This is a genomic window from Liquorilactobacillus sicerae, from assembly GCF_029916425.1.
Classification (GTDB): Bacteria; Bacillota; Bacilli; order Lactobacillales; family Lactobacillaceae; genus Liquorilactobacillus; species Liquorilactobacillus sicerae.
Map to the genome: position 1 here is coordinate 30,990 of NZ_JAHAVQ010000007.1, position 12,218 is coordinate 43,207.

Sequence of the window (12,218 nt, forward strand, 5' to 3'; positions counted from 1 at the left end):
CTTTCTTGGTATCCCAAAAACACTACTCCTACTTCTAAAATACCGTAGCTACCAGAACCTGTCGATCAAAATGCCTAGTTCTAGCCGACTTGTAGCAAGAACATAAATAATCCCATTGTCACTACTGACAATAAGGTGCTGACTAACTGAGTTGAAGCCATCTCATCTTCATGGACCTGGCTTTGAATTGCCAACATACTTGGCATCGCCGCTGTAGGAATTGCTAAAGTGATCACGACTAATCGTTGAAAAGTCTGATTGGCACCAGCTAAAGACATTGCTCCCCAAATTGCTAGCGGCAGAGCCAGATTTTTAAGGCAAACATTCAAGATAACTGCTCTGGTTAGCCGAAAATGTTGCACATACAGCATGATACCGATCGAAAATAAAGCCACACCACCAGCCGCCTGTCCCAGTTCACTAAAAAGCGGCAACCATTTTTCAGCTAATTGAAAACCGCTTAAATTCAAGATAAAAGCTAAAATTGGTGCCCAAACGAGTGGCTTTTTTAAAGCATTTAGCAAACGCTCGCCCGCTTGCTGAACCCCTTTAGCCGTTTGCTCGCCTTCACGACCAGCTGCCGACAGCAACAGCACACTTAATGGCACTTGGATCAAATTTAAATATAAGCCACAAATAGCTACCAAGATCACACTATCAGTCGAGCCAAAAATAATTGCTAACACGGAGGTACCCATAAACGGAACAGATGGACAAGCAACCGACAAAGCGCGCAAAACAGCCAAACTAAGGTGATGTAAATAAAGTTGATAAATAATAATCAATAATCCAAAAGTTCCGATCATCCCGACTCCCAGCCAGATAAACAGCGGAATATCCTGAATAATAACTTGTCGACTCGTCGATAATAAACCACCGAACAAACTAAGCGGCAAAGCATATGACATTACGAAACTGATAAAGGCTTGACTAGCACCTTTGCCAAACTGTTTACGCCAGCCTGACAAGAAACCTAGTGCTAAGGTAAAAATAATTGGTGAAATTGCAGTAATCAAAGTTAATGGCAAAAAAACACTTCCTCACAGCAGTTCTAAAGCTTCATCCTGATGTCTATAAAAATTAAATTAGAAACTAATGAAAATTTTAACATAAACAACCGAAGAAAAGCTGACTTGAGCAGCTTGTTTTGTTAACCATTTTTTGAGTTTTGCTTACGAAAATAAAGTTAACCGCTTAAGAGTTGCCAAAAATCAATTTTCTTAATTTTATAAGGAAAGCAACTCAAAATCGTTTTCAATTTAAGATTCAATTTTTGCTTAGTCATTTGACTTCAGAAAGTTCAGTCAGCTCGGCTTGGACTGGCAACCAAACTCACTTGCTCGACCGCTTTCCAGCTATTTATGTGGTACACTAGCCAAAAGCTTTTCAAAACTAGGTGATTCAAGCTATGTATCATGTTTTAGTTATTTCTGAAAATCGAATTTTACTGCGACAATTATGGCAATGGCTAGCTAATCAACCTAACTTAATTATCCAGCTGGTTCCTTTCAGCACAGATGCATTAACAGCTTTTTCAGCTAATCAAGTTGACCTAATAATTATTGATGCCAATATTCTACTACCCTATCAAGAAATTCTAAATGACTTAACAAAAGCTCCTTGGAACTATGGAGTCTTGTTTTTAGGCAAGGATTTAACTGCTGCAAATTATCAGCATCCCCTAATCAGTCTGAAATTTAAGCAGCTAAACCCAACAACTCTTAAAAATGCGATCAACCGCTTGCTTCAACGGTTAAATCATAGTCAGCCAGCAGCTGGTAGCCTTACTTTAACAACTTTTCAATCAGCAACTGAACTACCATATGGTACTTACCACCTCTTATGGATTAAAACATATACCCAAGCCATCAACTCGTCCGAAATCAAACGACTACAAAAATCTTTGCAATTAAAATTTTTAACTTTGATCAAGTTAAATAAATCTGATGAACTGTTGGTGTTGATCAATCGGGCACAGCTTAATTCACAATTGAATTTTATTCAGCTCAAAAAGGAACTAATAATCCTTTGGGGCGCAAACTGCAGCTGCGTCTATCGCAAAAACATCGCTTCAGTGGAACTAAAACAGCAATTGATCAGGTTTAAACAGCTGCAGGATTTGCGTTATTTTCTAGGCGGAGAAATCATAATGGCTCCTATTAAACCGCAAACCAACAGTTTAAATTTGACTTTGATCGAACAGTGTCTCACCTTCAGTCAAACATTGTTTAACGGTAATTTGCCAACCGCTCAGCATTTGCTGCAAGCTGTTTATCTTGACCAAATCAAACCACAGCGTAGTTTTGTAGCTTTAGCTTATCTGCGACTGCAAATCAGTTTTTTCATCTATTTAACTGAAAATCAAGAAATCAAGCCGGTTGCATGGAACTTTGCGACCTTAGAAGACGAGCTGCACGCCTTACTCAAAGATCAATTTTGGCAAAAAATCAAATATCATTCGCCAATTATTAAAACAACTTTAAATCAGTGCCTTCAAGTAATCTGGCAGCATTTTTCTCAAGGTTGGTCGCTCAAAGAAACAGCTTCTCAGCTAGCAATTAACAAAACTTACTTAAACCGGATTTATAAAGAACAGTTTCAACTGACAATTGCTGGCACTTATACCTGGCTGCGTCTTGAATTTGCTAAAATCTATTTATGCTATAGTACCGCAACGATCGCCCAGGCAGCCGCGGCCGCCGGATTTAAAAGTGTCAGTTATTTTAACCGCGTTTTTAAAAACCGTTATCAAACTACACCTAAAAGTTACCAAGAAAAAATGCGCAAAGGAGCGAAACTTAACTATTATGAAGACTATTTGGAACCATCGCAGTGGATTGATTGAGTTTGCTGAACGGCCAGAACCAAATTTACAATCAGCTGACGATGTTAAAATCAAAGTTGTTTATAATACGATTGGTATTCAAGACTTACGCTTGAAACGCCAGTGGGACTTTTATAGTAAAGAAGGAATCGCCGGCTATGAAATGGCTGGCATAGTTGTCGCCGCTGGCAGTTCAGCTCAAAAGGCCGGCTGGCAAATTGGGCAGGCTGTTTCCGGAACAGTGGTTCAATTTTGCGGAAAATGCCCCGCCTGTAAACAGCAGCAAGAACAAAATTGTCTGCAGCTGCGTGTCAAAAGTGGGACTCTTTGTCCTTATATCGTCTGGAAGGCCGACCAATTAGTTCATTTACCAGCTAATGTTTCTTTTGCAACTGGTTGTTTGCTTGAACCAGTCGCAGTTGTTAAAATGGCCTATGACAAACTGCAAATTAATGATTCCGATCAGATTTGTATTTTTGGCGGTGATTTCAATGGCTTGATCTTGCTGCAGCTGATCAAGCGCTATACTCAGGCTTTTGTAGTTGTCGTTGAAAATAAAGCCGAAAATAAATTATTAGCACAGGAATTTGGCGCTGATCAAATTATCGATCCGCTGGCTGATAATGTCGCAACCGAACTTTTAAAGTTGTCAAACTTTATTGGCTTTAACAAAACAATCTTAACTACCTCAAAGTATCCTGCTTTAATATCAGTTGCCATCAACGCTACCGCTCGAGGAGGATTATTTTTGACTACTGTCTATTTTGATCGCCAACAGCAAATTGCCATCAATTCAATTAAGTTTTTTGCTATGAACCTAACCATCATGAGTTCATTTTTATATACCAAAAAATTGCTGCAACAGACAGCAACTTTGTTAGCACAACTTAATTTAAAAAGTTTGATTCGCCGTGAATTTAGTTTTTCAGCTGCTTTGACCGCTTACCAAGTCGAACAAGAACAGCTTTATCCACGAATCGGTATCAGAGTAAATGATTCAAATCAGTTGATTTAGGTTGAAGAAGCTCGCGCGAATCAAGCGAAGCGCCAAAAACAAAAAATCTCTGATACAGATATTCAGTAATTCCATTGCATAAGAGATTGATGATCGTTACTAGATAATCATTCCAATGCAACACAGTCACTAAATAGTTCCCACCAATTGTTGAAACCGGAGTAAAAATTGAGTAATAGAAAAAGACTTTCAGCATCGCAATCGGGATGTTATTGTTTGACTTAAAAGTAAACCGTCGATTTAAAGTAAAGTTCCAAACCACCGATAAAACCAATGCAACCAAATATCGATTCCAATAAGGAAAATTGCTAAATTGCGTCAAAAGTGTAAATGAACCCATTTCGACTGCTCCAGCTGAAGAAGCAAAAGCAAAATACTTAATTGTTCGCAGTAATTCTTTTTGACTGCTGGCTTTCATTTTCAAAACTCCCTTCTCCTTGAACTGCTTTTAAAGACTTGGAGTACTGACCATTTGTTGAGCCTCCGTTAGAGCTTGGTCTAAACGATTAATGACTTTCTTAGCAGTTGCTTGATCCATTAATAGATTGGGTTTAAATTGTAAAACCGACTTATCAAAATCGGCCATCACCGCCCAAACGCCATTTTTGATCAATGCTACCATTAGTGCCTGTCCACCAAGAGGATGTGCCGTTTTTAATCCCATAATCACTCCGCATTGTCGGATTTCAATCAGAAATTCTCGATGCTTTTGCTGCAACTTAGCCAGATTTTGCTGAAAGAACTCCGTTAGCTGATCAATATTTTGTTTAACTGCTGGCCGTCTTAAGATGTCTAAGACCTTTGCCGCGACAATACAGCCTAACTCTGTCCCATTGAAAGACGAAGTATGTGCAAAGCCATCCACTTTCATCCAGCCAGCTGCCTCATCGTTCATAATGACTGCTGACATTGGATAATAACCACCCGAAAGTCCTTTACCGGTAACGATCATATCGGGCGTAGCTCCAAATTTGCAACAACACCACATTTGGCCGCTGCGCATCATACCAGTTTGAACCTCATCAGCAATATACAAAGCGCCATATTGATGTGCCAATCGTTGAACTTCTCGGTGATAATTTTCAATTGGCATGGGGAATCCAGCCGTTGCCGGAATAGTTTCAATCAGAACCGCTGCGGTATCATTTTTTTTGAGAACCATTTCCAGTTGCTCCAAATTATTATATTCAATATGGGTATAGAACTTAGGATCTGGCGTCATATTGAAAAATTCTGCTAGTTCTGGATTACCGGCTTGCATGGCAATCCCGGTTCCGCCATGAAAAGCACAAGCCAAACTAATGACTCGCTGGCGTTTTGTTGCTCGTCGGGCAAACTTGACTGCGGCATCAATTGCTTCCCCGCCGCCATTTAAAGTAAAAACATATTTCATATTTTCTGGTGAAACGGCTAAAAGTTTTTCATTCAACTCATTTTTATACCGCGAAGGGAAATAATGATTGCCGGCATCAACTACAGCCATTCCATCGATCAGTGCTTGCCGGATTTCGGGATTTCGATGTCCCAAATTAAATACCCCGCCATTGGAATGCATATTAATATATTTATGACCATCCAAATCCTCAAAGTAGCTTCCTTGGCGTTTACCCATTACCATTTCAAAGCCAAATTTTTTAAAAGTTGCAACTCGATCAGGGTTCCAGATCTTAGCAGCTTCAGCGTAAATTTTTTCTGCTTCTTTACTCATAATCACTTACTCCTTTTTTAAAGACCGGCAACTTTCGTATTTTTTCCTTTTTGAGTTTGTAGTACATGCTCAGCCATTGGCGTTAGCGAATAGCGTTTCAAATAACGCTCGGCTAAAACAACTGTCCCTTTAGCAAAAAATTCCAAAACATCAGGGGTCAATTCTACCGTTTCACCGCTACCTTCAACAACCATCCCCATGCGATAAATCAAGCTTTGCAACAAACCAATTCTGCGCATCATAATAAAAGTCCAAAGCTCGTCTTTATCTTGCTGAGTAATTGTTCTAACTTGTTGATAACCATCAAGCAACTCAGTAAGAATTTCTTCAATATCAGGTCGATGCTCCATTAAAGCTACTGCACTTGCCAGATCATACATAAACCAGCCTTGACCACAATCATCGAAGTCTAAAGCGGTAATTTTTCGACCATTTTTTAACAAATTGGCTGTCCGCAAATCGCTATGGATCATTCCATAACGATCGCGTCCAGTACCATAAATTGTCAATCGCTTTCGAATTAATTCAACGCACTGATCTAAGATCCCAATTTCTTTGCTATGCAGCCAATGACCTGTCTGATAAGAAGCACCATAAAAATTATTGTTTTGTCCAAACGTCCCTGAAAAGTTCCATTCCATTCGTTCATAAAATGCTGGCTGCGACCACTTTTGCGCTGCTAAATGCAAAGTTGCCGCAATTTTACCAATTTTTTGATATAGCTGTCGATCTTCAAAAGTTAAATCACTTTTTTCATGCTTACTGAATTTAATTTCCAGCACGGCTGCCAATCTGAATAATGGAAAAGTAAACCAGTTAGGAATTTTCTTACAAATTTTAACAATCGGTTCAAGATCCTCATTTGTATCACTAGAATCAACTGGCGCACTACCAGATACATATTCAAAACACACAACGTATCTTTTCTCTGCCAAGCTTGGTGTCTCAACTGCTTCAATATAGTGACCGTTTTGCGACTTTTGTGGCAATGCCAAGGATAACTTGGTTTGCTGCTTTAGATTTAAAATCCATGTCAATTCAGTTCGAATATTATTGAAAGTTGCATATTCAAGCCGATGCACTCGTAAAATTACTTTTGGTCGACCAGTAGCTTGCAAACTAAAAGTTGCATTTTCCGTAAAGTTTAATAACTTAACTTTGGCATCTGCTGGATAGCCCCAGAGCAACTTGGCTTTTTCAGCAACTTCTTTCAAGTGGTTCAGCTTTTCTGAAAAACTTAGTAAATTGAATTTGTTTGGCTGAGTTGCATTTGATTGTCCCATTCGACCACCCCCAGAAGGATTTTCTTTATCAATTACATTTATCATACTCAGAGGCTTGTTATTTAAATAGAGCAATTTAGCAACTTTTTGCAACCTATAATTGTACAATGTGAACTTTTATGACATGAGGCTTAACAGCTTGCTTGAACAGTCAATAAAAAATGAATACTTAATCTTTATTCGGTCAAATCAATTGAGTGAGGCAATCCTTTTCCGCCATGCTGACTACAAAAAAGGACACGATCTAATTGATCAATGCCCTTAAGAACTATGCACTTTAGTTTTTAATTTTAATTACTTGGTTTTGCCTAACCAGTTTTTGCCTTCTACAAAGCGTGTAACCAACATACTAGCCGTTGTATTGCTCGAAGAATTGATTAACGTTGCTGGAATATCAATGATCTCACTGATAATTAGGATTAATGGCAGCGCCGACATTGGAAAACCAAAGATGGTAATGATTACCGCCTCAGCCACAAAGCCGCCACCGGGTATGGCACTCATGACCATCCCAACTAAAAACCCCACGCTAATGATCAACAGCGCATTTTGCAGTGAAGTAAGACTCCGATCGAAGAGGACAAATAAGAAAGTTGTCTTCAAGACACCGCCTACAACTGACCCGTCTTTATGTACATTGGCACCTAATGGAACGACGGTATCGGCAATATCAGGACTGACTCCCATCTTTTTCGTATACTCTAGATTGGCCGGGATCGTTGCTGCCGAGGAACTGGTAGCAACGGCAGTGATCGCTGGCACTCCAATATTGCGCCAAAAAGCTTTAAAGGCCGGCTTTCCACCAGCAATCAGCGCATAGCAGCTCATGACCACCACAAAATAAAAGGCCGCATAAACTAGGTAAACCAGCCATGTTCGGATATAAGTCGCGATCATTTCTGAACCAAGGTTGCCAATTACGGTCGCAAAAAAGCAACCTAAGCCAATTGGTGCATAATACATAATATATTTAACAATCTTCATGGTAACTGTATTGCCGGCAATCAAAACCTTCGCAAAAGGTTGAGCAGCTTGACCAGAAGTCGAAGTAGCAATTCCAGTAAGAATTGCCACCACGATCAACGGCAACATATGGTTTTTCGATAAAATCTTGCTAAAGTCATCGACCGTAAAAGTATTGACTAGTTGCTCTAGTCCTGACGTATGACTGCTAGTTGCTCCTTTGACGTTGCCCATTAAATGTTTCAAGCTAGCCATATCAACGTTATTGATCGGATGAAAAAGTAAGACGGCTAAATAACCGATCACAGCTGAAATAAGTGCTGTAACGACAAAAACGATCAAAGCCGTGATCAGAATTTTCCCCAAACGTTTCATTTCCGTCATTGAGGCAATTGCCGACGAAATACTGAAGAAAACTAATGGAATCAAGACCATATACATTAAGTTCAAAAACAAATCACCAAATGGCTTAACAACTTCAACTTGTTTCCCCCAGATCACCCCTGCTAAACCACCTAAAATCAAACCTAGGAACAGTAAACTCGTTCCCCGATAATTTTTCCAAAGTTTACTCATGACCCAACCTCTTTTCATAAATTAAATTATAGCATTATTAATTATCAGTCCAGAAACTAACTGCATCTTTTTTTTCAAGACAATTTTGTTAATTTTATTGCAAAAAAAACAGCTGAAGGACCACCTCCAGCTGATAAATATGCTCGCTTAATTATTCATTTGCCAACGCATCAATTGGATTTAACCGTGAAGCCTTACGAGCCGGCAGAAGCGCCGCAATAAATGAAATAAGTATCGCCGCGGCAAAGGCAAAGATCACATTGCTTAAGTTCATTTGAACAATATTAAATTTGATCAAACTATAAAGCGCTCGATTCAAGGCTATCTCAACAAGCCAAGCCAATAATAAACCAACAACCGCCGAAAACACTCCTAATAAGACCGATTCGGAAGTAAATAACCGACGAATATCTTTACGCCTTTCGCCCAAAGCTCGTAAGATTCCAATTTCCTTGGTCCGCTCAGCAACTGACATGTACATCGTCACAATGATCATCAGCGCCGATACCAACAAGGAAATTCCGGCAATCGTCGCTAAAACCGTTGATGCTAAGTTAACATAACGATTAACGGTCTTTAGCAAACTTCCAATTGTAATCACTAAAAAGTCATATTTTTTAGTGGATTTGATTTGCCGCAAATTTTTTGCAGCATTTTCGACATTATCTAATTGGTCGACGCCGACACTTAGAAAGTTGGGATTAGTAACTGCGCCGACTTGTTGTAGGCCTGCTTTAGTTGTTTGGAAATTAGTTAAGACCATGGCACTGGCACTTTTACCATTGATAATTCCGGAAATTTTGAAATTAGTGGTGGCTTGAACTGGCTGATCATTGGCATTTATCCAGTTATAGACAACTGTGACGTGTTTGCCAATCATTTTAGCCGTTGCAATTTTGCCAAACAACTGTTGACCAATCGAAGCATCCAAAACCAGTTCGCCTTTTTTCGGCCAACTGCCTTTTTTCAAAACCTGGTCGGTATATGCTGCTGTATAGGTTTTCAAAGTACTGCCAGCGGCTTTTTTATTTTGATAATTCACGGTATAATTTCCCAGCTGATAGCCCTTTTCGACTTTTTTGATATGCTTGACTTGATTGATTTTAGCAATCTTTTTGGCTGAAAGAAAATAGCTTGTTGGTTCCTGACTAAAATTTTGAATGGCCGTTTGCGATTTAGATTGGGATAAATGCTTGCCTTGCGGATTATTCATGACTGTCATAACTTTAGGATTCGCCAGTGAATTAATTTGGTCTTGAATATAGGCATTGATTCCATTTCCTAAACCAGAAAAAAGGAGAACCGCAAAAATTCCAATCGCCGTTCCTAAAACAATCAGCGAGTTTTGCTGAAAATGATACATTAAATGCTTAAAAGCATTTTTGTAACTGGCCGCAGCAGATAATACTTTAGCCTCGATCCTGGTTGCATCCTTTGGCAGCGGATAAGCTGGCCGCAAACGATGATCTGAGTCGATCAAACCATCGGCTAAATGGACCACCCGAGTCCCATGATCAGCCACTTCCTGCGAATGAGTAACCGCGATTACTAACCGACCATCGGCAGCAATTTGCTTTAGGATCTCCAAAACCTCTTGCGTGTTTTTAGAATCCAAGGCTCCAGTCGGCTCATCAGCCAAAATAATCGCTGGATCGCTGGCTAAAGCTCGAGCGATCGCTACCCGCTGTTTTTGTCCACCCGAAAGTTGATTAGGATGCTTTTTCAGCTGATCAGCCAAACCAACTTGCTGGAGCAGCTTTTTAGCGCGGTTAACTTTTTGCTGATGAGAAAGCGTCGTCATCTCCAAAGAAATCAAAACATTTTCTAAAACTGTCAAATGACTGATCAAATTATATGATTGATATATATAGCCAATCATTGACCGCCGGTAATCATCAACTTGTTTTTCTTTGGCATGGTCCAGCTTCTTACCAGCAATCGTCAGTTCGCCAGAAAACTCTCGGTCTAATCCGCCAATGATATTCATCAAAGTCGATTTGCCACCGCCTGATTCACCCAAGATCGAAACAAATTCACCCTTTTCAAAACTTAAGCTAATTCCTTTAATGACTGGGATTTCTTCATTTCCAAGATAGTAGGATTTGTGGATATTTTTTAATTCTAAAAATGCCATCTTTTTTTCTCCTTGCTTCTATCCGCTTAATAAAATTGGTTCTTAAAATTCTTAATTATATCGTGTTAATCGTACCATAGACGAACGGGAAAAACATGTAGTTTACATAATTGAGGGATATTTTTAATCGTTGCTGCCTTCAAAAGAAAAAGCTAGCCGTTATTTTGAAAACAAGCAAATATTACCTGCTAGCTTGCATTTTTTAAAAAGGACTGCTTTTTAAATTTATATTTCAAACAAATACGATTTTTTCATGCTTGTTTAAACTAGCAGAATGCAATTTAATACATTCAAACAAATTATTATTCTTTAATTGTAATCGGTTACTTTGTTTTTACAAAGAAGAATGTCCATATAACTAATAAATACAAAGCTGTTTAGTGCTTCAGCACTAAACAGCTAGTTAATATTTATGCTGTAAAACATTTTTTAGTTTAAATAACTATGATATGCTTTTTTCAATTAATTTAAAGGAGGCATTTTAAAGACTATCTAAAACATAAAAGGCAAACATTAATTTAAAGCGGTCACTATTGACTTCAAGATTTAATGACAGGATTTCTTTTATCTTCTTTATTCGATAATTGATGGTATTTCGATGAGTAAAAGTCTTCTCTGATATAGCCTTAATACTACCATTTTCTTGCAAATAAAGTTTTAACAAGGAGGTATAATTCGTTCCATTGTCTCGATCATATAAAAGAATTGGTTCTAAGATCCGTTGAGCACTTTTTTGTAAAATCTCAAAATCATTAACAGCTAAAATGAGCTCATTAATGCCATTGTCTTCAAAAAAGCAAAGTGAGTCATCAGTGTGCTTTTGAATTCGATCCATCACATATTTGACTTGCTTATAGGCTTGCTGCAATTTTTTAATGGACAAAACTTCCTCACTGACACTTATTTCAAATAGCTTGCTTGGAAACTTATTGCTTAATGCTTTATCCAGTGATTTAGCAAAGTCCTTCAGTTGAAATGGATCATTAACAACGATCATTATTGCATCCTCAATTTCAAAGATACCATTTACCAACCCATAAGCATTAAGTTGAATTTCAATACTTAACTGTAATTGCTCATGAAACTGTGCACTACTTTTTTGAATTACAAAATTTTTACCTTGAATCGCGATTATCGCGTAATTGCTGTTCAGATCAAAACTATTCCTTTCCAATTGAGCTACAAACTGTTCTGGTTTTTCTGGATGAAAAATGGCATTTTTAATGCTTTCAGTCAAACTAAAGGCAAATTGTTCACTCAAAAAGATTCGATTACAGTAGTCACGGATAATATCGATTAAATGTATTTTCCAAGGAACAGTAAATAGAGGAAAGTTTTTGGCTTGGCAATATTTGATCAAATCAGCTGGAATATAATTTATAAATTCCCCCGTATTGATTATTAATGCTGTTGCACTAGAGTTAACAACTCTTTTAACGTATTTTTCTAACCATTCATCGGAATTTCTGCCGATCCCAGTCGTGATCACAATCTCGTTTCCATGCAGATAATCCATTGTATTGATATTTTCCAAGATGTGTACCCAGCTAAACAGTCGATCTAAGCCAGAATTACCGGTAAGTAATTTCATTTCATATTTTTCTTTAGTTGCATAATAAACTGTTCTTAATTTAATAGCCACTATCTCACCTGCTTTCATGTCATTTAATATCACATTATATGATTTAGTTTAATTTAGTCAATCTCGAGGAGGA

Annotated in this window: 9 protein-coding genes; 2 read left to right on the top strand and 7 right to left on the bottom strand. The window is 38.3% G+C overall.

The features are described 5' to 3' along the window. Positions 1-80: 80 nt before the first annotated feature. Positions 81-1,028, bottom strand: coding sequence for an AEC family transporter (locus KH893_RS05935; RefSeq protein WP_281165232.1), 948 nt, complete (start codon positions 1,026-1,028; stop codon positions 81-83). A 380-nt stretch (positions 1,029-1,408) separates the two neighbouring features. Between KH893_RS05935 and KH893_RS05940 the strand changes: the two genes are divergently transcribed. Together KH893_RS05940 and KH893_RS05945 are read left to right on the top strand one after the other, a co-directional pair. Beyond that, positions 1,409-2,845: a helix-turn-helix transcriptional regulator gene (locus tag KH893_RS05940; RefSeq protein ID WP_281165233.1), complete on the top strand. Its 1,437-nt coding sequence runs from the start codon at positions 1,409-1,411 to the stop codon at positions 2,843-2,845. Beyond that, entirely contained in the window at positions 2,808-3,839 is a 1,032-nt protein-coding gene (locus KH893_RS05945) for an alcohol dehydrogenase catalytic domain-containing protein (RefSeq protein WP_281165234.1), read from the top strand. The genes KH893_RS05940 and KH893_RS05945 overlap by 38 nt, the downstream gene beginning before the upstream one ends. Here the strand turns inward: KH893_RS05945 and KH893_RS05950 are convergent. The 6 genes from KH893_RS05950 to KH893_RS05975 form a co-directional block, all read right to left on the bottom strand. Continuing rightward, positions 3,808-4,257: a GtrA family protein gene (locus KH893_RS05950; RefSeq protein WP_281165330.1), complete on the bottom strand. Its 450-nt coding sequence runs from the start codon at positions 4,255-4,257 to the stop codon at positions 3,808-3,810. The genes KH893_RS05945 and KH893_RS05950 overlap by 32 nt on opposite strands. A 30-nt stretch (positions 4,258-4,287) precedes the next feature. Next, positions 4,288-5,547, bottom strand: a complete 1,260-nt coding sequence (locus KH893_RS05955; protein ID WP_281165235.1) for a class-III pyridoxal-phosphate-dependent aminotransferase — start codon at positions 5,545-5,547, stop codon at positions 4,288-4,290. 17 nt (positions 5,548-5,564) lie between these two features. Beyond that, entirely contained in the window at positions 5,565-6,830 is a 1,266-nt protein-coding gene (locus KH893_RS05960) for a phosphotransferase enzyme family protein (protein WP_281165236.1), read from the bottom strand. A 294-nt stretch (positions 6,831-7,124) separates the two neighbouring features. Continuing rightward, on the bottom strand, positions 7,125-8,369 hold the full coding sequence (locus tag KH893_RS05965) for a dicarboxylate/amino acid:cation symporter (protein ID WP_281165237.1): 1,245 nt from the start codon (positions 8,367-8,369) through the stop codon (positions 7,125-7,127). 151 nt (positions 8,370-8,520) lie between these two features. After that, the gene (locus KH893_RS05970; protein ID WP_281165238.1) at positions 8,521-10,503 is read right to left on the bottom strand and encodes an ABC transporter ATP-binding protein/permease; all 1,983 of its coding nucleotides are present in this window, start codon (positions 10,501-10,503) and stop codon (positions 8,521-8,523) included. 481 nt (positions 10,504-10,984) lie between these two features. Further along, positions 10,985-12,145 (bottom strand): PucR family transcriptional regulator, encoded by a 1,161-nt coding sequence (locus tag KH893_RS05975; protein WP_281165239.1) that lies wholly within the window; start codon positions 12,143-12,145, stop codon positions 10,985-10,987. Between the last annotated feature and the right edge of the window lie 73 nt (positions 12,146-12,218).

Excerpts from the sequence above, each read along its gene's own strand:
- KH893_RS05960 (WP_281165236.1), bottom strand. The coding sequence starts at position 6,830 with ATGGGACAATCAAATGCAACTCAGCCAAACAAATTCAATTTACTAAGT.
- KH893_RS05940 (WP_281165233.1), top strand. The coding sequence starts at position 1,409 with ATGTATCATGTTTTAGTTATTTCTGAAAATCGAATTTTACTGCGACAA.
- KH893_RS05970 (WP_281165238.1), bottom strand. The coding sequence starts at position 10,503 with ATGGCATTTTTAGAATTAAAAAATATCCACAAATCCTACTATCTTGGA.
- KH893_RS05955 (WP_281165235.1), bottom strand. The coding sequence starts at position 5,547 with ATGAGTAAAGAAGCAGAAAAAATTTACGCTGAAGCTGCTAAGATCTGG.
- KH893_RS05965 (WP_281165237.1), bottom strand. The coding sequence starts at position 8,369 with ATGAGTAAACTTTGGAAAAATTATCGGGGAACGAGTTTACTGTTCCTA.
- KH893_RS05950 (WP_281165330.1), bottom strand. The coding sequence starts at position 4,257 with ATGAAAGCCAGCAGTCAAAAAGAATTACTGCGAACAATTAAGTATTTT.
- KH893_RS05945 (WP_281165234.1), top strand. The coding sequence starts at position 2,808 with ATGAAGACTATTTGGAACCATCGCAGTGGATTGATTGAGTTTGCTGAA.